Source organism: Kosakonia sp. WA-90, assembly GCF_039871955.1.
In the GTDB taxonomy this organism is placed as follows: Bacteria; Pseudomonadota; Gammaproteobacteria; order Enterobacterales; family Enterobacteriaceae; genus Kosakonia; species Kosakonia oryzendophytica.
The window spans coordinates 18,608-42,654 of sequence record NZ_JBDPLJ010000005.1 but is presented as its reverse complement, the minus strand read 5'-3'; the positions used below and the strand labels follow the sequence as shown (position 1 = coordinate 42,654).

Here is a 24,047-nt window from a genome sequence, read left to right as displayed (position 1 = left end):
GAGCGATGTGCGATTCCCGAACCAACGTTTAGCGCAACTGTTTACTATGCTGCAAAACGAAACGCTACCGCAGGATGAGCTGGCACAGCGCTTGTCTGTGTCAACGCGTACCGTTCGGGCCGATATCACTGCTCTCAACGCGTTGCTGTTGCAGCACGGTGCGCAATTTGTGCTGACGCGCGGCAGCGGTTATCAACTAAAAATCGATGACGCTGCCCGCTATCAGAGCTTGCAGGCCACCCGCCCGCGTGCGTTGCGTATTCCGCGCAGTGCTCCGGAGCGGGTGCACTATCTGGTGGTGCGTTTTCTCACCTCCGCGTTTTCCCTCAAACTGGAAGATCTGGCGGACGAATGGTTTGTCAGCCGCGCCACGCTGCAAAACGACATGACGGAAGTGCGCGAGTGGTTTTCCCGCTATCGCCTGACGCTGGAAACCCGCCCGCGTCATGGTATGAAACTGTTTGGCAGTGAAATGGCACTGCGCGCCTGCCTGACGGATTTACTGTGGGAGCTGGCGCAACAGAATGCACAGAACCCGCTGATCACCGAAGATGCGCTCAATCCAGGCGTGCCGGAAGCACTGGCGTCTGTTCTACACGATTGTTTTAGTCGTTATCACATTTGCCTGACTGACGAAGGCGATCTGTTTATCCGCTTGTATTGCGCGGTTGCAGTACGCCGTATCAGCGAGGGCTATCCGCTGTCGGAATTTACCGCCGATGATGGGGATGAGAACGTGCGCGACGCCGCACGGGATATCTCAGCCGCATTGCAACAACTGGCGGGGAAACCGCTGGCGGCGGCGGAAGAGCACTGGCTGCGAGTGCATATCGCCGGGCGTCGCGTGCAGGAACTGGTACCCAGCGCCATCAGCGCCGATGATGATGAAACACTGGTGAATTACATTCTTGGCTATATCAATAGCCACTATAACTACAACCTGCAAAACGACACACAACTGCATGCGGACCTGCTGACGCATATCAAAACCATGATCACCCGCGTGCGCTACCAAATCATGATCCCCAACCCGCTGTTGGATAACATCAAGCAGCACTACCCCATGGCCTGGGACATGACGCTGGCGGCGGTCTCCAGTTGGGGGAAATACACACCGTATGTGATCAGCGAAAACGAGATCGGTTTTCTGGTGCTGCACATTGGCGTGGGGCTGGAGCGTCACTACAACATTGGTTACCAGCGGCAACCGCAGGTGTTGCTGGTGTGTGATGCCGGAAATGCGATGGCGCGCATGATTGAAGCCGTGCTGGGGCGGAAATACCCGCAAATTGTGGTTACCCGCACCGTGACGCTGCGTGATTACGAGCAGTGCGCCACTATTGCCGAAGATTTTGTGATTTCCACTGCGCGGGTCAGTGAAAAAGATAAACCGGTGGTCACCATTGCGCCGTTCCCCAGTGAGTATCAACTGGAGCAGATCGGCAAACTGGTGCTGGTGGACAGAACGCGCCCGTGGATGCTGGAAAAGTATTTTGATGCGCTCCATTTCCGCATTATCGACGGTGAGATGGATCAGCAAACGCTGTTTACCACCCTCTGTGACCAATTGCGTGATGAAGGTTTTGTCGACGCAGAATTTCTCGACTCGGTCATTGAACGTGAAGCGATTGTCAGCACCCTGCTGGGGGAAGGCATTGCTTTACCGCACGCCCTTGGGTTGCTGGCGAAAAAAACCGTGGTCTATACCGTGCTGGCCCCGCAGGGGATCCGCTGGGGAGACGACACCGCGCATGTCATTTTTTTACTGGCGATCAGCAAAAGCGAGTACGAAGAGGCGATGGCGATCTACGATATTTTCGTCACTTTCTTGCGCGAACGCGCCACCGCCAGGCTTTGTGCCTGTGCAGACTTTGCCACGTTCAAACGCGTAGCAATGGAATCGCTCAGCCGTTTTTAGAACCTGTTGGGGATGAACGATACCGCAACACGCTTATACCGTGGCGAGGGGGTATTTAAAGGTGTACACGCAACTGGCGTGACGGTTTGGTTTTTGCTGTAGCGGTGGGCAAACGAGAAAACGCGGCCGCTTACCGGAATGCCAGCAAGCGGCTGCCGCGCTGTTTAGCGCAAGTGATGGACGACCTGGTTGCTGCTGCCTCGCCAGATCAGCATCGGGTCTTTCAAATCCTGGACAAATTTTCCGTCCACCAACACGTTGATCTGTGCGACTACTTCACGCTGTGCGGCGTCGAGTTCGTCCATCTTGTAGCCCGTCCAGACCCAGATATCCTTACCGGGGCATTCGGCGCGAATGCGGGTGACCAGTTTTAAAATATCCGGCACGTTTTGCGGGTGCAGTGGATCGCCGCCGGAGAGTGAAATCCCCTGCCGTTTAATGCGGGTGTCGTTGAGATCCGCGATTATGCGCTCTTCCATTTCGACCGTGAACGGCACGCCGGAGTTCAGCCGCCAGGTGCTTTTGTTGTAACAGCCGGGGCATTCATGCACGCAGCCGGCGACGAACAGTGTGCAGCGGGTGCCGGGACCGTTGACAATGTCGACTGGGTAATATTGGTGATAATTCATTTTCGCATCTCATCCGCTTATCAATTGACGCCATCGCTGCGTTGGCTGCTTGCGCGCGCCCGGGTCACTTACTGATGTAAACTCCCCGGGACACACGCAATTGTCGCCTTGTTCTGACGTCAATTGCGTTGCGGATATATAGCAGATTGATAGCGCAGTGCCATCGGGCAAATAGACGTTAACCCATCTGCCCGTTGCCGAGGTGTTTGACGCGGCGTTTCACTTCTTCCTGCTTCCCGGCGTTAAACGGACGTGCGTCCGGGCTGCCAAGATAACCGCATACCCGACGGGTCACCGACACGCGGGTGGCATCGTGGTTGCCGCATTTCGGGCAGGTGAAGCCTTTACTGGTGCACTCAAACTCACCGGTAAAACCGCACTCGTAACACTCATCAATAGGCGTGTTGGTGCCGTAATACGGCACATGCTGGTAGCTGTAATCCCAGACATCTTCCAGTGCACGCAGGTTGTGCTGAATATTCGGGTATTCGCCATAACAAATGAAGCCCCCGCTGGCTAACGGCGGGTACGGCGCTTCGAAATCGATTTTGTCGTACGGGTTAACCTTTTTCTCAACGTCGAGATGGAAGCTGTTGGTGTAGTAACCTTTGTCTGTTACGCCTTCCACCACGCCAAATTCGGCGGTATCGATACGGCAGAAACGGTCGCACAGGTTTTCGCTTGGCGTGCTGTACAGGCTAAAGCCGTAACCCGTCTCTTCTTTCCACTCATCCACCGCTTTACGCAAGCGTTCAACAATTGCCACGCCTTTGGCACGCAGGGCTTCGCTGTCATAAATATGTTTATTGCCGAACAGCGCGTTAATGGTTTCGTGAATCCCGATATAACCCAGCGAAATAGAGGCGCGACCGTTTTTGAAGATCGGTGCGATATCGTCGTCCGCTTTCAGGCGCACGCCGCAGGCACCTTCCATATACAGAATGGGGGCCACGCGCGCTTTCACGCCTTCCAGGCGGGCAATACGCGTCATCAGCGCTTTGCGCGCCAATTGCAGACGGCTGTCCAGCAGTTTCCAGAACACGTCTTCATTGCCTTTCGCTTCCAGCGCAATGCGCGGCAGGTTAAGGCTGATCACGCCCAGGTTGTTACGCCCATCGTGGATCTGCTCACCGTTCTCTTCATACACGCCCAGGAAGCTGCGGCAGCCCATCGGGGTTTTGAACGAGCCAGTGACTTTGACCACCTGATCGTAGTTCAGGATGTCCGGGTACATACGTTTGCTGGCGCACTCCAGCGCAAGCTGTTTGATGTCGTAGTTCGGATCGTCGAACTTGTGGTTCAGACCATCGCGAATCGCGAAAACCAGTTTCGGGAACACGGCGGTTTTGCGGTTTTTACCCAGACCGGCAATACGATTGCGGAGGATTGATTGCTGGATCAGGCGTGACTCCCAACTGGTGCCCAGGCCAAAACCGAAGGTGACGAACGGGGTCTGGCCGTTGGCGGTATGCAGCGTGTTGACTTCATATTCCAGCGACTGGAAGGCATCGTAACACTCTTTTTCGGTGCGGCTGTGGGCATAACCATCGGCATCCGGAATATTCCATTCGGTCGCCACTTTGCGATGTTTTTCGAAGCTGGCGGTCACGAACGGTGCCAGGACTTCATCAATACGGTTAATTGTCGTGCCGCCATAGATGTGGCTGGCGACCTGCGCGATGATCTGCGCAGTAACGGCGGTGGCGGTAGAAATCGATTTTGGCGGCTCGATTTCGGCATTGCCCATTTTAAACCCGTGCGTCAACATGCCTTTCAGATCGATCAGCATACAGTTGAACATCGGGAAGAACGGGGAGTAATCGAGATCGTGATAGTGGATCTCGCCGCGCTCGTGTGCCAGTACCACATCTCGTGGCAGCAGATGCTGACGGGCATAGTGTTTGGCCACGATACCCGCCAGCAGATCGCGTTGGGTGGGGATCACTTTACTGTCTTTGTTGGCGTTCTCGTTGAGCAGTGCTGAGTTGGTCTGCTCAACCAGCCCGCGAATATCCTGGTTCAGGCGGCCGCGTTTTTCCCGCGCGATATCGCGGTCATGGCGGTATTCAATATAGGCGCGCGCCAGTTGTTTATGCGGCCCGGACATAAGCTGGTTTTCGACGGCGGTCTGAATCTCGCTGATATCAACCTGCGAGCGGCCCTGCATCTGGTTGCTGATAACTTCTGCGACGGTGGCGCAATAGTCTGCGTCATCGACTCCCGCTGCTTTAGCTGCACGCAAAATCGCTTCTTTGATGCGCTCTGATTTGAAAGGGACTTTACAGCCATCTCGTTTCATCACATGCGGTGTCATGATCACTCCATTTTAGAAAACAGGTTATCCACAATAAAGGACGCGCTGACTGGCTGATTATTCATTACTAAAACCAATGGGTTCGTCCCGTTTCGGCCCGCGTTATCCACAGCATGCATTGCTGTCCAGGCGGTATGCTTGTGTAGATCGTAGTCGATTAATACAACATATAGGGCCGGCGTGCATTCTAATTTCTATATATAGTGATTTGCATCAAACATGTTTACGTTTTTATTGACTCAGAACAAAGTAAAAATCTGATAGCACAGAGGACGGGCGACCTGGCGGAGTGTAAATTTTTCAATTCTCATTTTGACTAAAAATTCAACAAAAACAGCAGGTTTATGCCTGCTGTTTTTCTGTGCGAAGGGACAAAAAATTACTCTTGCAGCCACCATACGGCTTCAAATGGCCGTAACGTCATGTCGACGGGACGGGAAGCGGTTTCGGCATAGTTACTTATCAGTACCCGCCAGTCGCCTGGCAAGGCACCGGGCCGCCATGACTGGCATTCATCGCTGAGATTGGCGATAACCAGTAGCGTCTGTCCTTGCCACTGGCGGCGATAACACCATAAATGCGCGTGTGCAGGCAGGAGATCCTGGTAATCCCCCCACGTTAACAACGGCAGGGTTTTACGCAGACGGATCAAAGTCTGATAGGTATAAAATACCGAATCTGCATCGCTGACGGCATTTTCCGCATTGATTTCCCGATAGTTATCACAAAGCCCGATCCACGGATCGCCGGTGGTGAAACCGGCATTTTTGCGGGCCGTCCACTGCATCGGTGTGCGGCTGTTGTCGCGAGATTTACTGGCAAGTATCGCCAGCAATTCATCGGGTTCACGCCCGGCAGTGCGTAACCCGGCAAACATATTGAGGCTTTCCACATCGCGGTAATCGGTAATGCGGGAAAAGTGCGGATTGGTCATGCCAATCTCTTCACCCTGGTAGATATACGGCGTGCCTTGCATACCGTGCAGCACCATGGCCAGCATTTTAGCCGATGGCACGCGCAAGGCCCCCTCATCGCCAAAGCGCGACACAATGCGCGGCTGATCGTGGTTACACCAGAACAGCGCGTTCCACGCAACGTTGTGCATCCCTTGTTGCCAGTGGCGGAACAGGGCTTTCAGCGCACCATAATCGGGGCGCGCCAGCGTCCATTTTTCCCCGTTGGGGTAGTCCACTTTCAGATGATGAAAGTTAAAGGTCATCGACAGTTCGCGGCCATCCAGCGCCGCATAACGCTGGCAATGATCCAGTGATGTGGAGGACATTTCTCCGACCGTCATCAGCGCGCGCGGCTGAAAGACTTCCCGGCTCATCTCCTGCAAAAAAGCGTGAGCGCGCGGGCCATCGGTATAAAAACGGCGGCCATCGCCCTGCTCATCGTCGGGGAAATCCTGCGCTTTGGAGATCAGATTCACCACATCCAGACGTAAACCGTCAACACCGCGATCTGCCCAGAACGTGCAGACTTTTTTCAGTTCATTGCGTACCGCCGGGTTTTCCCAGTTGAGATCCGCCTGTTCCGGGGCAAAAAGATGCAGGTAGTACTGACTGCTTTGACTGTGCCAGCGCCACGCGCCGCCGCCGAATTTTGAGCGCCAGTTATTGGGCGGCGTTTGGGGGACGCCATCACGCCAGATATAAAAAGAGCGGTAAGGGCTCGTGGGATCCTGCGCTGCCTGGAACCAGGGGTGCTGCGTTGAGGTGTGGTTAAACACCATATCCAGCACCAGACGAATCCCGCGTTGATGAGCCTGCGCCACCAGTTCGTCAAAATCGTCCAGCGTGCCGTACAGAGGGTCAATGGCGGTGTAATTCGCCACGTCATAACCATTATCCACCTGCGGCGAAATATAAAACGGCGTCAGCCAGATGGCGTCTACACCGAGGGTTTGCAGATAGTCGAGTCGGGTGATGACGCCGCGCAAATCACCGGTGCCGTTGCCGGTCGTGTCCTGAAAGCTTTTGGGGTAGATCTGATAAATAACGCCGTTTTGCCACCAGTGGGGAAGGGTATTCATAACAATGTCCTGCGAAAAGGAAGGGGCGCAACGGCGCCCCAAAAATTACACAATCTGCAATGTGCCGTGACGGAACTTACGCTGATAAATAAAGGAGGTCAGCGCCATGGGGATCATCACTGCGATAGCCATCGCCAGGGCGAAGACTTGCCAGAATGTCGGCTGAATAGAGAGGATCCCTGGTAAACCGCCGACGCCGATGCCATTCGCCATCACGCCATTCAGGCCGCACAGCAGCCCGGCGAGGCCGGAACCGATCATCGCGCACAGCATCGGGAAGCGGTATTTCAGGTTGATACCGTACATTGCCGGTTCCGTGACCCCCAGATAGGCGGAGATGGCGGCAGGAACGGAGATCTCGCGTTCATTCTGTTTACGGCTGGAAATAATGATGCCGACCACCGCCGAGGCTTGCGCAATATTGGAGAGGGCAATCAGCGGCCAGACTGGCGTTCCGCCCATGCTCTGGATCATCTGCATATCGATTGCCAGTGTGGTCTGGTGCACACCCGTGATCACCAGCGGCGCATAGAGGAAGCCAAACAGTGCCGCGCCGATAGGCGCAAAACTGCCGGTCATCAGATGACGCACGGCAAAGGCCACGCCATCACCAATCAGGCGACCAAACGGGCCAATCAAGGCGTGTGCAAGGAAGACGGCCAGGATCAGCGAACAGACCGGCACCACCACCAGATAGAGGTAATCCGGCACCAGACGTTTTAAACGGGTTTCGATCACGCCCAGCGCCAGCCCGGCCAGCAATGCCGGGATTACCTGCGCCTGATAACCCACTTTGGCGATGGTAAACAGGCCGAAGTTCCACACTTCCGGCGTTTGTGAGCCCAGCAGGTAGGCGTTCATTAACTGCGGGGAAACCAGCGTTACGCCCAGAACGATACCGAGGATCGGCGTGCCGCCCATTTTGCGTACCGCAGACCAGCAAATACCCACAGGCAGATAGAAGAAGATGGCTTCGCCAATTAACCACAGGAAGTCATAAATCGTCTTCAGCGCGGGTGACATCTGCGCCAGTGTCTGCCCGTTGCTCATGGGCACATCGCCAATCACGTTGCGAAAGCCAAGGATCAAACCGCCGCTGATCAGCGCAGGCAGCAGCGGAAAGAAGATCTCCGCGAAGTGCGAGATCAGGCGTTCGTGCCACTTCATATTCTGCCGTGCCGCCAGTTTAGCCTGCTCTTTATCGGCGTGGGCCAGCCCGGTGGCGACACGCAGCGCCTGATAGTAGTCGCCAACGTCGGTGCCGATCACCACCTGGAATTGCCCGGCGTTGGTGAAACAGCCTTTGACCATGGGTAACTGCTCAATAGCCTTCGGATCGGCAGCTGCCGGGTTGTTCAATACAAAGCGCAACCGCGTAATGCAGTGGCTGACGGTGGCGATGTTTTCCCGTCCGCCGACCCGCGCGATCAGTTGCTCGATGTCTGTTTGATTTACTTTGCTCATCATGGTGCCTCTGGGGGAGAAATGATGCGTAATGACCGGAGCAAAGCGTAACCGCGGGCAAAAAAATTGAAAATGGGAACGTTCCCGAAATTGGGCGAGGATCACAATAAACCGTTGGGAGGGGGGATCACACCAGGTGGGCGGGGATCACAATCTGTCGCGGATCAACGCGACCATTTACCTGATCGATCAACTGTGCGGCGGCCTTACGACCGGCTTCGGCATAGCCGGGATCGACGGTGATAATCTCCGGGTGCAGGAATTTCATTAACGGTGTGTTACCGACGCTGGCGAGTTGCAGGTTGTCGATGCGCTGCTCCTGCAGATATTTGCTGGCACCGAGTGCAAGGGTGTCTGTCGCGCAGAGCAGGGCGGTGGTCTGTGCGGTCAGCACGTGCGCCACATGTTCGTAACCCTGCTTCATGGCGAGGCCTGGCAGCACGGACAGCGGCTCCAGCTGATGCGTTTTACAAAACGCCAGGTACGCGTCGTGGCGGCGTTTGCCGGTGGTGATGTCGCTGTGCGGTACACCGATAAAGCTGATATGGCGATGCCCCTGCGCGTAGAGGTTCTCCATCAAGAGCTGAATAGCGCCTTCATCGTCATAACAGACGGAGGAAAAACCATCGGCATCGCGCGCCAGCAACACCAGCGAGGATTGCCAGGAGGCGAGCAGGGACTCTGTGACGCCGGTAAAACCGAACAGCACCACACCGTCGATATTGCGGCGGCTGAGCATCTGCAAATGCTCTTCTACCAGTTCCGGGGAGAACTGGCTCTCCATCATGATCGGATCGTACCCCTGCTCGTAGAACGCTGGCAGCATGGTCTGCACGGCAAGGTTTTCTGACAAGGAATCCAGACGGGAGACGATAATTGCCACCACTTTATCGCTCTGTCCGCGCATGGCGCGCGCCGAACGGGAAGGGGAAAAACCATGCTGATTGACGACGGCCTCAACCCGCTCGCGCGTACGCTGGCTTACGCCGCTTTCATTATTCAGCACGCGGGAGACGGTGGATTTACCCACCCCGCTTAAGCGCGCGATATCTTTAATGGTCAGCCGGTTTTGCATGCGTGAATCCCTCTCCGTTCTCAGGCGGTTTGCAGAATAAAGGAGTTTCGTCCTGGTTCCAACCGATCGGCAATGAGCAAAGTCTGGTTTACACGCTGCGTTGCTGCCTTTCAGCTATATGGATTGTTGTATGTATACGTTTCGTTTAATTCGACTGCGCTATGATACCGCACTGTAATCATTCACTCTTCACTACCTTACCGGAGGTCAGATGGATCCCGATCCCACCCCTCTCCCGCGACGGAGAAACAACCGGTAAGCCTGCTTTTGCTGCCTTACCGGATGCGTAAGGCAGCGACATTTTTTTTGTCCCTGCCAACCAGATGACGCCTGCAGGCGTGGCTTTCCGTGCCTGCAACATAAGCACCCGCGTGATGCGGGGGCAAGGACACTGTTATGCTGAAAAACATTACCCGGCAGCTTTTCGCTCGCCTGAACCGCCATTTACCCCGCCGCCTGGTACAGCGCGATCCGCTGCCTGGCGCACAACATATTGCGCATGGCGACATCCCCGCCTCATTAAGCGAACGCTGTCTGAACGTTGCCAACATGGAGCCTACGCTGCTGTGGCAAACGTTCGCCAGCCACCCGGAAGGGCTGAACCCGCAGGACGTTGAACTGGCCCGTCAAACGCACGGTGAAAACCTCATTCCGGCGCAGAAACCGTCGCCCTGGTGGATGCACCTGTGGGTCTGCTATCGCAACCCGTTTAACCTGCTGCTCACCTGCCTGGGGGGGATCTCCTATGCCTCGGAGGATCTGTTTGCCGCCAGTGTGATTGCCTTGATGGTGGCGATATCGACGCTGCTGAATTTCCTGCAAGAGGCGCGCTCCACCAAAGCCGCGGATGCGTTGAAAGCGATGGTGAGCAATACCGCAACGGTATTACGGGTGGTTAATGAGAAAGGCGAAAACGGCTGGTGCGAGATCCCAATCGATCAACTGGTGCCCGGCGATATCGTAAAACTGGCAGCAGGCGACATGATCCCCGCCGATCTGCGTGTGATGCAGGCGCGGGATCTGTTTGTCGCACAGGCCTCGCTGACCGGCGAATCTCTGCCGGTTGAGAAAGTGGCCACGACGCGTCAGCAAGGGCAACAGAACCCGCTGGAATGCGACACACTGTGCTTTATGGGGACTAACGTCGTAAGCGGGACGGCGCAGGCGATGGTGATCGCCACTGGCGGTCACACCTGGTTCGGCCAACTGGCCGGACGGGTGAGCGAGCAGGAGAGTGAGCCGAACGCTTTCCAGAAAGGCATTGGCCGCGTCAGCATGCTGCTGATTCGCTTTATGATGGTGATGACGCCGATTGTGTTGCTGATCAATGGTTTTACGAAAGGCGACTGGTGGGAAGCTGCGCTGTTTGCCTTGTCCGTTGCTGTGGGTCTGACACCGGAAATGTTGCCGATGATCGTCACCTCAACGCTGGCGCGCGGTGCGGTGAAACTGTCGAAACAGAAAGTGATCGTCAAACATCTGGATGCGATCCAGAACTTCGGCGCGATGGACATCCTCTGCACCGATAAAACCGGCACGCTGACGCAGGATAAAATCGTGCTGGAAAATCATACGGATATCAGCGGCAAAAGCAGTGAACGGGTACTGCATAGCGCCTGGCTGAACAGCCATTACCAGACCGGGCTGAAAAATCTGCTGGATACCGCCGTACTGGAAGGCGTGGATGCGGATGCCGCACAAACGCTGGCCGCCGGCTGGCGCAAGGTGGACGAAATCCCCTTTGATTTCGAACGTCGCCGTATGTCGGTGGTGGTGGCGCAGCAGGCCGATGTGCATCAGCTGATTTGCAAAGGTGCGCTGGCGGAAATCCTCAGCGTCTGCTCCCAGGTGCGTTTTAACGGCGAGATTTTCCCGCTGGATGAGACCATGCTGCGGCGTATTGAACGTGTGACCAGCACCCTGAATCGCCAGGGATTGCGCGTGGTGGCCGTGGCGACGAAATACCTTCCGGCGCGCAGTGGTGATTACCAGCGTGCGGATGAGTCGGATCTGATCCTCGAAGGGTACATCGCTTTCCTTGATCCGCCGAAAGAGACCACGGCACCCGCGCTAAAAGCGCTGAAAGCCAGCGGCATCACCGTCAAAATCCTCACCGGCGACAGTGAGCTGGTGGCGGCGAAAGTGTGCCACGAAGTCGGGTTGGAGGTCGGCGATGCAGTGACCGGCAGTGAGATTGAGCACCTGGACGATGATGCGCTGGCACAACTGGCAAAACGCACGACGCTGTTCGCACGCCTGACGCCGATGCACAAAGAGCGCATTGTCACCCTGCTGAAGCGTGAAGGGCATGTGGTGGGCTTTATGGGCGATGGCATTAACGACGCCCCAGCACTGCGCGCGGCGGATATTGGTATTTCCGTAGATGGTGCGGTGGATATTGCCCGTGAAGCGGCCGATATCATCTTGCTGGAAAAGAGCCTGATGGTACTGGAAGAGGGGGTCATTGAAGGGCGTCGCACCTTCGCCAATATGCTGAAATACATCAAAATGACGGCCAGTTCTAACTTCGGCAACGTCTTCAGCGTGCTGGTAGCGAGCGCGTTCCTGCCGTTTCTGCCCATGCTGCCGTTGCACTTGCTGATCCAGAACCTGCTGTACGATGTGTCACAGGTGGCGATCCCGTTTGATAACGTTGACGACGAACAGATCGAAAAACCCCAGCGCTGGAATCCCGCCGATCTTGGGCGTTTCATGATCTTCTTTGGCCCGATCAGCTCCATTTTTGACATTCTGACGTTTTGTCTGATGTGGTGGGTCTTTAAAGCCAATGTGCCGGAAGCGCAAACCCTGTTCCAGTCTGGCTGGTTCGTGGAGGGCTTGCTGTCGCAAACGCTGATTGTGCATATGATCCGCACCCGCCGCGTGCCGTTTATTCAGAGCCGTGCGGCCTGGCCGTTAATTGCGATGACGTTGATGGTGATTTGTGTGGGGATTGTGCTGCCATTTTCGCCGCTGGCGGGTTACCTGCAATTGCAGCCGCTGCCGCTCTCTTACTTCCCGTGGCTGGTGGCGATTCTGGCAGGTTACATGACGCTGACACAGTGGGTGAAAGGGTTCTACAACCGTCGCTACGGTTGGCAGTAATCAAACGTGGTGAGCCTGGTGGCGAACGGCCATCAGGCACCTTTGCTGCGCTTACCCGGCCAGACGCAGGCGTTTTACCGGGTAAGCGCGGGTCGCTTAGCGACGTACCGCGATCGCTTCGATCTCGATTTTTACATCTTTCGGCAGACGCGCCACTTCCACGCAGGAACGGGCCGGGAAGGTTGCGTTGTGCTCGGTAAAGAACGCTTCGTACGTCGCGTTTACCGTCGCGAAATCATTAAGATCTTTCACAAACACGGTGGTTTTGACGATGTCGCCTACTTTCAGACCTGCCGCTTCCACGATAGCTTTCACGTTGTCCAGCGACTGACGCGCTTGCGCGGCAATGTCGTCCGGAACGCTGCCAGTTTTCGGGTCGACCGGGATCTGACCGGAAGTAAGGAGCATATTGCCAAGATCAACAGCCTGTACGTAAGGGCCGATAGCTGCTGGTGCATTTTCCGTCGCGATAACTTTGGTCATAATAGTTCCTGAATGACTACGGTGATAAGGTTCCCCCACATTATAGGGAGGGGAAGGGGCTTTACCAACCGCAATTAGTTCGCCAGCACCACATGGTGCGAGAACTCTTTCTCACAATATTTGCACTTCAGGGCAATATCGTCAGCGCGCTGTTTCACCGCAAAGCTGGATGACACCGGCTCGGCATGGCTGATGCAGTTGCTGTTCGGGCAGACCAGCACGCCCACAATGTGCTCAGGCAAACTGGGGCGCGATTTACCCACCACTTCATAGTCGTCAATGCGGTTTACCGTGGCCTGCGGGGCATACAATGCCAGTTGGTTGACCTGCTCATCGGTCAGAAACGTGTTCTCGATCTTGATCAAATCTTTACGCCCCATCTCGCCGGAGGGCAGATTCAGACCGATAGTGATGCGCTGATCGGTTTCCGTCAGCTTGAACAGCGTCAGCAGTTTAAACCCGATGCGCGCCGGAATATGGTCAATCACGGTGCCGCATTTGATCGCTTCGACCTGCAGTTTATTATCGTGTGTCATTGTCGTGTTCCCCTTACAGAGCCAAATCGCGATTAAGTACCAGCGCCAGCAGCGCCTGGCGGGCGAAAATGCCGTTACCAGCCTGCTGGAAATACCTGGCATGCGGCGTTTTATCCACGTCGGTGGTGATCTCATCAACGCGCGGCAGCGGGTGCAGCACTTTCATATTGCTGCGCGCACTGGTCAAGTCGCTGGCGCGCAGAACGAATTGCGCTTTAACGTTGGCGTATTCCGACGGATCGAGGCGCTCTTTCTGTACGCGGGTCATATACAGAATATCGACTTCCGCCATCACCTCCTCAATGCTGGCGTGTACGCTCCAGGCCATGCCTTTTTCATCGAGCATATCGAGGATGTACTGCGGCATGGCCAGCGCGTCCGGGGCGATAAAGAAGAAACGGTTGCCGCTAAACTTCGCCAACGCCTGCGCCAGCGAGTGCACCGTGCGGCCATATTTCAGGTCGCCGACCATCGCGATATTGATATTTTCCAGCCGGCCCTGGGTTTCCTGAATGGTGAACAGATCGAGCAACGTTTGCGTCGGATGTTGGTTAGCGCCGTCGCCGGCATTCAGCACCGGCACGCCACCGGAGAACTCCGTGGCCAGCCGCGCGGCGCCTTCCTGCGGGTGGCGCATCACAATCGCATCAACATAGGTGCTGATAACCGAAATGGTGTCGGCCAGCGTTTCGCCTTTTTTACCCAGCGATGTGTTGCTGCTGTCTGAAAAGCCCACCACGCTCGCGCCGAGGCGATGCATGGACGTTTCAAACGAGAGACGCGTGCGGGTGGAGGCTTCAAAGAAGCAACTGGCGATCACCTTGTGTTTCAGCAGCTCCGGCTGAGGGGTTGCCTTCAGTCGCGCGGCGGTGGCGAGCACCAGTTCAAGTTCTTCCCGGCTGAGATCGTTTATGGAAATGATATGTTTCTGATATAGCGGATTAGCCATGGTTATCTCCTGACGACTGCGCAAAAAAAAGCCCCTCAATAGAGGGGCTGTGAATAGGATAAGCAACGGGAAAGGAAAACGGCAGGCCTGCGCCCTTTTTCAGACGCGGTAAGACAGTCTGTCGTACACACTGGACCATACTTCCTCCCGGCAAATTGTCCCGGATTATACGCAGCTGTTTTTGCGAATCAAGCGATTGATGCACATTTTACCCATGGCAAACGGTTCTATATGAATAATCATGCGATTTAAGCAGGTATTTAATCTGTTTATGCACCAGCGCAGTGCGTGCGACCTCACGCGGAGCCACCCAGACAATACTGCTTCCCGCCACCACGCCAAGCACCCCGGATAACTGGTGATAATCCAGAATACGCGCCACCGCGCGGCCGTACCCGGCAGCGGTGTGGATAAGGATAAATTCGCTGTTATGCTCCACGCTGACCACCATTTCCGAAATGGAACGGGCGGCGTCGGGCGCGGGGCGCGATTGCGGATTTACCGAATAAATTTTTTGTCCTTTGGCGTTGCGAATTTTGATGACGCCGAGCAACTTCAGCAGGCGGGAAACGGTAGACTGGCTGATACTGTCAAAGCCGTGATACTGAAGGTCACGGCGAATTTCCTCCTGGGAAAGGTAGCTTTTCTCGCTAATCAGACGCTGGCATACCTCCAGCTGTAGCTGCTCTTTCGCAGAATAATCTCCATATTCGTTCATGTTATTTTTCCCATTGATGTTGCCAAACCTGCCGTAAGCCGGATAAGCGACGCGTTATCCGGCATTCATTCACCCTTACAGCAGGGCTCCAAGGCTCAACGCCGCCATGATCAGAACAGTCAGGATCGCCAGCAGCGGCGCCACCCATTTCAGGTAACGCACATATGGAACATGCGCAATCGCCAGACCGCCCATCACCACCGCGGAGGTGGGCGTGACCAGGTTGACGATGCCGGATGCGGATTGATAGGCCGTCACCACCAGGTCGCGGTTGACGTTAGCGAAATCAGCGAGAGGCGCCATGATCGGCATCGTCAGAACCGCCAGCCCGGATGAAGAAGGCACAAGGAACGACAGCACCACTTCCAGCCAGTACATCACGTTGATAAACGCGATGGTGGATAACCCACTGACCATACCCTCGGCACTGTGTAAAATAGTGTGGGTAATCATCCCCTTATCCATGATCACCACAATACCGCGCGCGATGCCGATAATCAGTGCGACACCCAGCAGATCCCGTGCGCCGTTGATAAAGGTAGACGTCAGTTCCTCTTCGCTCATTCTGGCGATAAGCCCGATGATAATGGCACTGGCGAGAAACACCGCGGAGATTTCCGCCATCCACCAACCACGCACCGACACGCCATAAATCATGACCGCAAAGGCCACCACGAAGATAAGCAGGATCACTTTGCGCACCGGGGTAAACGCCAGCGTTTCCGCCGATTTATTGCCGAGAAAATACGCGCGATCCTCCTGCTGCTTATCTGCGAGAATCGAGAGCGCCGGATTGGCTCGCACTTTGCGGGCGTAATGCATCACCCACGCCACGCAAATCATCCAGCCCACGACCAGAATCACCGCGCGCAGCATCATTCCGTGGGTAAAGGGGATCCCGGCGGCGTTGGCGGCGATCACCGTGGCGAAAGGGTTGATGGTGGAACCGAGCGTACCGATCCCCGCGCCGAGCAGGATCGTTGATGCGGCGACCAGTGGATCGAACCCGGCGGCCAGCATTACCGGCACCAGCAAGGTGTAGAACGGCAGGGACTCTTCCGCCATGCCATAAATGGTGCCGCCCGCGGCAAACAGCGCCATCAGGATCGGGATCATCCACTCTTCTCGCCCGCGTAGTCGCGTAGTGACGCGTTCAATACCCGCGTCGATCGCGCCGGTTTTGGTGACGATGCCAAGAAAGCCACCGATGATCAGAATAAACAGCGCCACATCAATAGCACCCGCCTGGCCGCTCACCGGATCGTACAGGCCGCTGATAGGGGCCATAATCACCGAAATAAGCCCCTGCGGGTGGGAGGCGACGTGGGCATAGGTACCGGCTATCGGCACCTCTTTGCCCAGAGCCGGATTGAGTGTCATTTGGTATTGACCGGCGGGGATCACCCAGCTCAGGGCGGCAACCACGGCGATCAGGAAAAAGAGAATGGTGTAAGCGGAAGGAAATTTGAACTTGCCCATGATGTTCTCCGTTACCCCGGCGCACCCTCGGCACGCCGGGGGAGTCGTTAGTCGCCGAGTGTCGCCACCATAACCGCCTTAATGGTGTGCATCCGGTTTTCTGCTTCGTCAAAGACGATAGAGTTGGCGGATTCGAAGACCTCTTCCGTGACTTCCAATCCTTTCAGGCCATAGGCCATCTCGATTTCGCTACCGACTTTGGTGTGCTCGTTATGGAAGGCGGGCAGACAGTGCATGAATTTGACATGCGGGTTGCCCGTGGCTTTCACGACCGCAGCGTTAACCTGATAGGGTTTCATCAGGCTGACGCGTTCTGACCAGGCTTCTTTCGGCTCGCCCATTGATACCCACACGTCTGTGTAGAGGAAATCGACACCGTGTACACCTTCGTCTACATCATCGGTGAGCGTGATGCGTGCTCCGGTTTGTTTAGCAATGTCGCGACAGCGGGCAACCAGTGTTTCTTCCGGCCAGAATGATTTTGGTGCGACCAGACGGATATCCATCCCCATTTTCGCTGCACCCACCATCAATGAGTTGCCCATGTTATTGCGTGCATCACCCAGATAGGCAAAGCTCAGGTCCGGCAGGGTTTTCCCTGGCGCATGCTCCAGCATGGTCATTAAATCCGCGAGGATCTGCGTGGGGTGAAACTCGTTGGTCAGCCCGTTCCAGACCGGCACGCCAGCGTACTGGCCCAGCTCCTCGACGATATCCTGCCCATAACCACGGTATTCGATACCGTCATACATACGGCCCAGCACGCGCGCGGTGTCTTTCATCGACTCTTTGTGACCAATTTGCGAACCGCTTGGCCCGAGGTATGTTACCTGCGCCCCCTGGTCGAACGCGCCGACTTCAAATGCGCAGCGGGTGCGGGTGGAGGTTTTTTCAAAAATCAGTGCGATGTTTTTACCCACCAGCGTTTTCTTCTCGCGCCCGGCTTTTTTGTCGGCTTTCAGGGTGATTGCCAGATCGATCAGGTACTGGATTTCCGCCGGGGTGTAGTCCAGCAGTTTGAGAAAATTGCGGTTTTTCAGGTTGATAGTCATTGGGTAATCCTTTTTAAATGAAAGCGTTGTAGCCCCTCACCCTAACCCTCTCCCCTGAGGGGAGAGGGGACTGGTTCCGTTTCCTCTTCTCCATAGGGAGGTAAGGAGAACTCTGTTTTCCCCTTCTCCCCGGAGGGAGGGGGACTGGTCCCGTTTCCTCTTCTCCATAGGGAGGTAAGGAGAACTCTGTTTTCCCCTTCTCTCCGGAGGGAGGGGGACTGGTCCCGTTTCCTCTTCTCCATAGGGAGGTGAGGCGAGTTCTGTTTTCCCCTTCTCCCCGGAGGGAGAGGGGACCGGTCCCGTTTCCTCTTCTCCATAGGGAGGTAAGGCGATCTCTGTTTTCCCCTTCTCCCCGGAGGGAGAGGGGACCGGTCCCGTTTCCTCTTCTCCATAGGGAGGTAAGGCGAGCTCTGTTTTCCCCTTCTCCCCGGAGGGAGGGGGACCGGTCCTGTTTCCTCTTCTCCATAGGGAGGTGAGGCGAGCCCTGTTTTCCCCTTCCTTTTGGCGAGGTGAGACTAGCTCTGTTTTCCCCCTCTCCCCTCAGGGGAGAGGGTCGGGGTGAGGGGAAAAATCAGTGACGAATCAGCGTGCCCTTGTCTCCACTGAGGATGGACAACCCATCTGCCAGCGCGCCGATCCCGGCAATGCCGTTACAGGCTTCAACAAACTGGCTGCAGGCGGCGACTTTCGGCCCCATAGAACCCGCGTCAAACGACAGCCCTTGCAGGACTTCCGGCGATATCTGTGCCAATGGCCGCTGGGTCGGTTTACCCCAGTCGAGGTAAACGGCGTCTGCATCGGTGAGGATCAGCAGGGCATCGGCTTCTATCTGGCGGGCCAGCAGGGCGGCAGAGAGATCTTTATCGATGACGGCTTCAACGCCGTGATAGCCGTTGGCGTTTTCCACTACCGGTACACCGCCGCCGCCATTGCAAATCACCAGATGTTCGCGCTGGATCAATGCGGCAATCGCGTCGCTTTCAACAATGCGTTTGGGCTGCGGGGACGGGACAACGCGGCGGACGTAATGGCCGTCAGCCTTAAAGGTCCAGCCTTTTTCCTGTTGCAGGGCGGCAGCCTGCTCGTTGTTGTAGACCGGACCGATATACTTGGTCGGATGGCGGAACGCGGGATCGGCTGCGTCCACTTCTACCTGCGTGAGCAGGACGCTGACTTCGCGCTGGGGTAAGCGGTTTTTCAGCGCCTGTTGCAGCATGTAACCGATCATCCCCTGACTTTCCGCGCCGAGGATGTCGAGTGGGTAGGGAGTCACTTTGTCGTAGGCGCTGTTCTGCAACGCCAGCAGGCCGACCTGCGGCCCGTTGCCGTGGACCAGCACCACGTTCCACTGTTCCGTGAGCGCGGCAATGGTACGCGCAGCCAGATCGATATTCTGGCGCTGGATATCGGCTTCCAGCGGTTCGCCGCGTTTGAGCAGGGCATTGCCGCCAAGAGCGACAACCAGTGTGGGTTTCCTTTTCATGTTGGCTCCTTTAAATGCCATCTCGTTCCAGCGGACAGCTCATGCAGCGTGCACCGCCGCGTCCGCGTCCCAGTTCATCACCGGGGATCGGCAGCACAGTGATACCGGCCTTGTCATATTTTTCGTTGGTCCAGGTGTTGCGTTCGTAACCCACCACGACGCCGGGACGCAGGGTCAGCACGTTATTGGCGTCGTTCCATTGCTCGCGTTCGGCTTCAAAGGCGTCGCCACCGGTGGTGATGAGGCGCACCTGATCAATGCCGAGCGCTTTTTCAATGGCATGCAACAGATCCTCTTCCTGGGTTCGTTGCAGCCCGCCGCGCCCGTCCGGCGTCAGCGTCCAACACTGGGCGTCTTTGCGGACGACTTCGGGATAGACAGAGAAGGTGTCGACATCAATGTGCGTCATCACGGTATCGAGGTGCATGCAGGAGCGGTGTTTCGGCAATTCCACGGCGATCACGCGCTCTGCCTGGCGGTGTTTAAACAGGCTGTTGGCAAGGAACTCGACACCCTGCGGAGTGGTGCGTTCTGACATACCAATTAATACCGCACCGCGGCCAATCACTAATACGTCGCCGCCTTCGAGGGTGGCGTGATCATAATTAATATTCTCGTCGCCGAAGTATTTAATAAATTCCCCGTCGGCAAAGGCCGGGTGCCAGCGATATATTGCTCGCAGATTATTGGTCTCACGCTGGCGGGCTGGTTTAGCCATCGGATTAATCGAAACACCGTTATAAATCCAGCACGATGTGTCGCGGGTAAATAAGTGGTTGGGTAACGGCTTCATAATAAAATCATTGGCTGTATGGGTATCCACAACCATATTTTTAATAAATGCCGGGATTTCACCGTAGGTGAGTCCACCGCTCAACCGGCGCGCCAGTTCGCGGTGCGGCATATCCGCCAGCCAGCCTCGCACATCGCTGGCAAAGGTGGGCCCGAGGCGGTAATCGGAGATTTGCATCTCCAGCAACCAGGCTTTTGCTTCTGCAATATCAAGTGTTTGAGTCAAAAGGTCGGTCAACAGCAGGACTTCCACACCCTGTTCACGCAGCGTGTTTGCGAACACATCATGCTCCGCGCCCGCACGTTCAACCGATAACACATCATCAAATAACAACTCCTGACAATTTGAAGGGGTTAAGCGTTTCAGACTTAAATTTGGGCGGTGCAGCATAACGCTACGCAATTGACCAATTTCAGAACCGACGTAATGCTTTTCCATAATTATTCCTTTAACGGTTTTTTAAGAATAAAAAGGGGCGTGCCATGAACGCGATTTAATTTCATGGTGCGATAAGCTCAATTAATTTTCATGGCTCATAGTAGGTGTCGGTGGAATTAAAAATGTGAGCTGGTTCACGTCGAAATTGATATTGTCTGGAGAGTGTTCAAATGCATGATTCGCATCAGAGAACTGTTAATCAGCCTTATTATCAGGGTGAATGTCTACGCGTTAATGGCTGTAATTATTCATGGTTGTTATAGATTTGTGTGGAATGATTGATTTTCTCTTTTTTGTAACGCATTGAATTCAATGCTTTTACTTTTCAATTCCGAATGGGTATGCATAAAAAAGAGGGAAATATTTCCTGAGGCGATTCAATTTAAAAATAATGCGTGAATTCAGGCGCGCAGAGTGGGAGGAATAAAGTGTGAAGCTCCCCCCTTTTTTTTAATAAACCATGCTTAATCAGTCACACAGCGCCTGCCGGATAACGTCTCTCGCTGGCTTTATGCATGATCTCTGCATAAATGCCGTCAGCGCCTTAACAGCCGTTTAACACCCGTTCCGATAACTATGCGCTGTCGCAAATCTCCTGCAAAAAAGGGTGGTATGGCAGTGGGAATTCTCGTATAACCATGTGAAATGAAACGCTGTTTTATATCGAGGATGTAATCATGATCGTTGGCAATATTCACAATGTACAAGCCTGGCTGCCGGAAACGTTGCGCCAGGCTATTGAACTGATTAAGCAGCATGTCACCGATGCCACGCCGATCGGCAAACATGAGATCGACGGCAGTCGCCTGTTTTACCTGGTATCGGAAGATATGACTCAGCCTTTTGCCGAGCGTCGTGCGGAGTATCACGCACGTTATCTGGATATTCAGATCGTTCTCAAAGGCCAGGAAGGCATGACCTTCAGTACGCAACCTGCGGGCGCGCCGGATACCGACTGGCTGGCGGATAAAGACATCGCCTTTTTACCGGAAGGCGTGCAGGAGAAGACGGTAGTGCTGAACGAAGGGGATTTTGTGGTGTTCTACCCTGGCGAAGTGCATAAGCCGCTGTGCGCGGTAAATGCCCCGGCACCGGTGCGTAAAGTGGTGGTTAAACTGCGGGTGGAATAAGAAAAGGCGCCCGGTCGCACAGTGCTGACCGGGCTGTATCGCGTTATTGACTCAGTGTCGCTACCATCACCGCTTTGATGGTGTGCATGCGGTTTTCCGCCTGATCAAACACAATGCTCGCCGGAGATTCAAACACCTCGTCAGTCACTTCCATTCCGCCGTGTAAACCAAACTCTTCCGCCATTTTTTTGCCAAGCGTGGTCTGATCGTCATGGAATGCAGGCAGGCAGTGCAGGAATTTCACCTGTGGGTTGCCGGTCAGCGACAGCATTTTGCTGTTAACCTGATACGGGCGCAACAGAGCGATACGTTCGGCCCACTTCTCTTTGGCTTCACCCATCGACAACCAGACATCGGTATAGATGAAATCAGCATCTTTTACGCCTGCGGCAATATCTTCCGTCAGCGTAATGTTTCCGCCGTTTTTCACCGCCAGCGCACGGCATTCCGTCACCAGGCTGGCGTTTGGCCAGCAGGCTTTCGGCGCAACCAGACGCAGATCGAGGCCCATCAACGCGGCAGCTTCCAGCATCGAGTTGCCCATGTTGTTGCGCGCATCACCTGCATACACCAGCGTCATCTGGCTAAAAGCTTTGCCCGGCAGATGCTCATGCATGGTCAGCAGGTCCGCCAGCAATTGTGTGGGGTGGAATTCGTCGGTTAAACCGTTCCACACCGGTACACCTGCGTATTGCGCCAGCGTTTCTACAATCTCCTGACCGTAGCCGCGATACTGGATCCCGTCGTACATCCGGCCGAGCACGCGCGCGGTGTCTTTAATTGATTCTTTATGCCCGATTTGGCTGCCGCTGGAGCCGAGGTAAGTGACGCGAGCGCCCTGGTCAAATGCGGCAACTTCGAAAGAGCATCGTGTGCGGGTAGAGTCTTTTTCGAAGATGAGCGCGATGTTTTTGCCGGTAAGCTTCTGGACTTCGTGGCCTTTTTTCTTGTCGGCCTTCAGTTGCGAGGCGAGCTGCAGCAGGGAATGGATTTCAGCGGATGTAAAGTCGAGCAACTTCAAGAAATGTTTCTGATAAAACGTAGACATAATTTCCTCACATGGCTAAGGCCACTTATTGAATTAAAATTCAATTTATATGGATGAATATTCATTTGCAACCCCGAAGGAGAAATCTTTTCGGCAGAGAGTGGAGGCATTGGCGGCGGTGTGTGACAATAAGTGTATCTGCCACATTATGAGGAACGAGCCATGGCGAACCCGGAACACCTGGAAGAACAGCGCGAAGAGACGCGTTTGATTATTGAAGAATTGCTGGAAGATGGTAGCGATCCTGACGCGCTGTACACCATTGAGCATCACCTGTCGGCAGATGATTTCGAAACGCTGGAAAAGGTCGCTGTGGAAGCCTTCAAACTGGGTTACGAAGTGACCGAGCCGGAAGAGCTGGAGCTGGAAGAAGGCGATGTAGTGATCTGCTGCGACGTGCTGAGTGAAAGCGCGCTGAATGCCGATCTGATTGACGCGCAGGTTGAGCAACTGCTGAACCTGGCGGAAAAATTTGAGGTTGAATACGACGGCTGGGGCACCTACTACGAAGATCCGAACGGCGAAGAGGGTGACGATGATGAAGATGAAGACTACATCGACGAAGACGATGACGGTGTACGTCACTGAGTGACCGTTGCGGCAGCGCCAGCTGCCGCAAGCAAGGAACAGCTATGGATTACCCGCAAATACTCTCCCCGGTTCGCGATTTTCTCCACTGCCCGACCCCACCATCCTGGATAGAGAAAGCCCGCGACCCGGTGATGTTGCCGCTCCTGCTGACCGATCATATGGTCTGTGAGCTGAAAGCGGCGCAAACCGCAATGCTGCTGGTGCGCAAATACGTAGCGGATAAACGCGGTTCTGATGCGCTGCTGGCGTGGCTCAAACCCTATGAAGAATTCACCTTTCGTGAAGGACCGGAGCCGGATTTTGTTGCGCTGCATAAGCAGATTGGCAAAAGCGCAATGCCGCAAACGGACGATAGCTGGGGGCAGGCGCTGATTAATAGCATGGTGTTGTTGATTAAAGAGGAACTGCACCATTTCTGGCAGGTGAGGGAAGCGATGCTGGCGCGCAACATCCCCTATGTCAAAATCACCGCCAGCCGTTATGCCAAAGGGATGCTGAAAGAGGTCCGCACACATGAGCCGCTGACGCTGATTGATAAGTTAATCTGCGGTGCCTATATCGAAGCACGTTCCTGCGAGCGGTTTGCTGCGCTGGCGCCATGGCTGGAAGAAGATTTACAGAAGTTCTATCTGTCGCTGCTGCGCTCCGAGGCGCGCCACTACCAGGATTATCTGACACTGGCACAGCAGGTATCACCCGTGGATATCACGCCGCGCGTTCGCCATTTTGGCGAGGTGGAAGCGGCGCTGATCTCAACGCCGGATACGGAGTTTCGTTTTCACAGCGGCGTGCCGGCGTAAAAACGCG

General features: G+C 55.2%; 21 protein-coding genes and 1 pseudogene. 6 read left to right on the top strand and 16 right to left on the bottom strand.

Features of this window, described 5'->3' with window-relative positions:
- The first annotated feature begins 7 nt into the window (after positions 1–7).
- Positions 8–1,918, top strand: a complete 1,911-nt coding sequence (locus ABGA49_RS10555; protein WP_347665532.1) for a PRD domain-containing protein — start codon at positions 8–10, stop codon at positions 1,916–1,918.
- A 164-nt stretch (positions 1,919–2,082) separates the two neighbouring features.
- Here ABGA49_RS10555 and nrdG read toward each other — a convergent pair whose 3' ends face one another.
- The 6 genes from nrdG to ABGA49_RS10525 all read right to left on the bottom strand — a co-directional run bounded on the left by nrdG (position 2,083) and on the right by ABGA49_RS10525 (position 9,796).
- The gene (gene nrdG, locus ABGA49_RS10550; protein WP_347665531.1) at positions 2,083–2,547 is read right to left on the bottom strand and encodes an anaerobic ribonucleoside-triphosphate reductase-activating protein; all 465 of its coding nucleotides are present in this window, start codon (positions 2,545–2,547) and stop codon (positions 2,083–2,085) included.
- Between the two features lie 178 nt (positions 2,548–2,725).
- Positions 2,726–4,861: an anaerobic ribonucleoside-triphosphate reductase gene (gene nrdD, locus ABGA49_RS10545; RefSeq protein ID WP_061498251.1), complete on the bottom strand. Its 2,136-nt coding sequence runs from the start codon at positions 4,859–4,861 to the stop codon at positions 2,726–2,728.
- A gap of 379 nt (positions 4,862–5,240) precedes the next feature.
- Positions 5,241–6,896 (bottom strand): alpha,alpha-phosphotrehalase, encoded by a 1,656-nt coding sequence (gene treC / locus ABGA49_RS10540; protein ID WP_347665530.1) that lies wholly within the window; start codon positions 6,894–6,896, stop codon positions 5,241–5,243.
- A 45-nt stretch (positions 6,897–6,941) separates the two neighbouring features.
- The gene (treB, locus tag ABGA49_RS10535; protein ID WP_061498232.1) at positions 6,942–8,360 is read right to left on the bottom strand and encodes a PTS trehalose transporter subunit IIBC; all 1,419 of its coding nucleotides are present in this window, start codon (positions 8,358–8,360) and stop codon (positions 6,942–6,944) included.
- Between the two features lie 127 nt (positions 8,361–8,487).
- The gene (gene treR / locus ABGA49_RS10530) at positions 8,488–9,435 is read right to left on the bottom strand and encodes a trehalose operon repressor TreR (protein WP_134318951.1); all 948 of its coding nucleotides are present in this window, start codon (positions 9,433–9,435) and stop codon (positions 8,488–8,490) included.
- A gap of 178 nt (positions 9,436–9,613) precedes the next feature.
- Positions 9,614–9,796 carry a hypothetical protein gene (locus ABGA49_RS10525; RefSeq protein WP_347665529.1) on the bottom strand — a complete coding sequence of 61 codons (183 nt, stop codon included), beginning with the start codon at positions 9,794–9,796 and terminating at the stop codon, positions 9,614–9,616.
- A gap of 35 nt (positions 9,797–9,831) precedes the next feature.
- Here ABGA49_RS10525 and mgtA point away from each other — a divergent pair, with 35 nt between their 5' ends.
- A complete protein-coding gene (mgtA, locus tag ABGA49_RS10520; protein WP_347665528.1) occupies positions 9,832–12,540 on the top strand; it encodes a magnesium-translocating P-type ATPase in 2,709 nt (902 codons plus the stop codon).
- A gap of 96 nt (positions 12,541–12,636) precedes the next feature.
- Here the strand turns inward: mgtA and ridA are convergent, their stop codons facing one another.
- The 4 genes and pseudogenes from ridA to pyrL all read right to left on the bottom strand — a co-directional run bounded on the left by ridA (position 12,637) and on the right by pyrL (position 14,647).
- Complete coding sequence (gene ridA, locus ABGA49_RS10515) at positions 12,637–13,023, bottom strand: 2-iminobutanoate/2-iminopropanoate deaminase (protein ID WP_061498224.1); 387 nt, start codon at positions 13,021–13,023, stop codon at positions 12,637–12,639.
- Positions 13,024–13,097: 74 nt separating this feature from the next.
- Complete coding sequence (gene pyrI / locus ABGA49_RS10510) at positions 13,098–13,559, bottom strand: aspartate carbamoyltransferase regulatory subunit (protein WP_061498221.1); 462 nt, start codon at positions 13,557–13,559, stop codon at positions 13,098–13,100.
- A 13-nt stretch (positions 13,560–13,572) separates the two neighbouring features.
- Complete coding sequence (pyrB, locus tag ABGA49_RS10505) at positions 13,573–14,508, bottom strand: aspartate carbamoyltransferase (RefSeq protein WP_347665527.1); 936 nt, start codon at positions 14,506–14,508, stop codon at positions 13,573–13,575.
- 35 nt (positions 14,509–14,543) lie between these two features.
- A pseudogene (gene pyrL / locus ABGA49_RS10500) lies at positions 14,544–14,647 on the bottom strand (pyr operon leader peptide).
- Between pyrL and ABGA49_RS10495 the strand changes: the two are divergent.
- Complete coding sequence (locus ABGA49_RS10495; RefSeq protein ID WP_088237430.1) at positions 14,627–14,743, top strand: hypothetical protein; 117 nt, start codon at positions 14,627–14,629, stop codon at positions 14,741–14,743. The pseudogene pyrL and the gene ABGA49_RS10495 sit on opposite strands and share 21 nt — an antisense overlap.
- On the opposite strand, the gene ABGA49_RS10490 is transcribed toward ABGA49_RS10495, so the two are convergent.
- The 5 genes from ABGA49_RS10490 to arcA form a co-directional block, all read right to left on the bottom strand.
- Positions 14,717–15,226: an arginine repressor gene (locus tag ABGA49_RS10490; protein ID WP_061498215.1), complete on the bottom strand. Its 510-nt coding sequence runs from the start codon at positions 15,224–15,226 to the stop codon at positions 14,717–14,719. The two genes, ABGA49_RS10495 and ABGA49_RS10490, sit on opposite strands and share 27 nt — an antisense overlap.
- A 75-nt stretch (positions 15,227–15,301) precedes the next feature.
- Entirely contained in the window at positions 15,302–16,705 is a 1,404-nt protein-coding gene (locus ABGA49_RS10485; protein WP_088237293.1) for a YfcC family protein, read from the bottom strand.
- 47 nt (positions 16,706–16,752) lie between these two features.
- The gene (gene argF / locus ABGA49_RS10480; RefSeq protein ID WP_061498209.1) at positions 16,753–17,757 is read right to left on the bottom strand and encodes an ornithine carbamoyltransferase; all 1,005 of its coding nucleotides are present in this window, start codon (positions 17,755–17,757) and stop codon (positions 16,753–16,755) included.
- A gap of 571 nt (positions 17,758–18,328) precedes the next feature.
- Entirely contained in the window at positions 18,329–19,240 is a 912-nt protein-coding gene (arcC, locus tag ABGA49_RS10475; protein WP_061498203.1) for a carbamate kinase, read from the bottom strand.
- Positions 19,241–19,250: 10 nt separating this feature from the next.
- Positions 19,251–20,471 carry an arginine deiminase gene (gene arcA, locus ABGA49_RS10470; protein ID WP_061498200.1) on the bottom strand — a complete coding sequence of 407 codons (1,221 nt, stop codon included), beginning with the start codon at positions 20,469–20,471 and terminating at the stop codon, positions 19,251–19,253.
- A 677-nt stretch (positions 20,472–21,148) separates the two neighbouring features.
- Here arcA and ABGA49_RS10465 point away from each other — a divergent pair.
- Complete coding sequence (locus tag ABGA49_RS10465; protein ID WP_061498197.1) at positions 21,149–21,601, top strand: YhcH/YjgK/YiaL family protein; 453 nt, start codon at positions 21,149–21,151, stop codon at positions 21,599–21,601.
- Between the two features lie 43 nt (positions 21,602–21,644).
- On the opposite strand, the gene argF (ABGA49_RS10460) is transcribed toward ABGA49_RS10465, so the two are convergent.
- Positions 21,645–22,649: an ornithine carbamoyltransferase gene (gene argF / locus ABGA49_RS10460; RefSeq protein WP_347665526.1), complete on the bottom strand. Its 1,005-nt coding sequence runs from the start codon at positions 22,647–22,649 to the stop codon at positions 21,645–21,647.
- 162 nt (positions 22,650–22,811) lie between these two features.
- Between argF (ABGA49_RS10460) and rraB the strand changes: the two genes are divergently transcribed.
- On the top strand, positions 22,812–23,237 hold the full coding sequence (gene rraB / locus ABGA49_RS10455; RefSeq protein ID WP_061498191.1) for a ribonuclease E inhibitor RraB: 426 nt from the start codon (positions 22,812–22,814) through the stop codon (positions 23,235–23,237).
- Between the two features lie 44 nt (positions 23,238–23,281).
- The gene (miaE, locus tag ABGA49_RS10450; RefSeq protein WP_347665525.1) at positions 23,282–24,040 is read left to right on the top strand and encodes a tRNA isopentenyl-2-thiomethyl-A-37 hydroxylase MiaE; all 759 of its coding nucleotides are present in this window, start codon (positions 23,282–23,284) and stop codon (positions 24,038–24,040) included.
- The last annotated feature ends 7 nt before the right edge of the window (positions 24,041–24,047 follow it).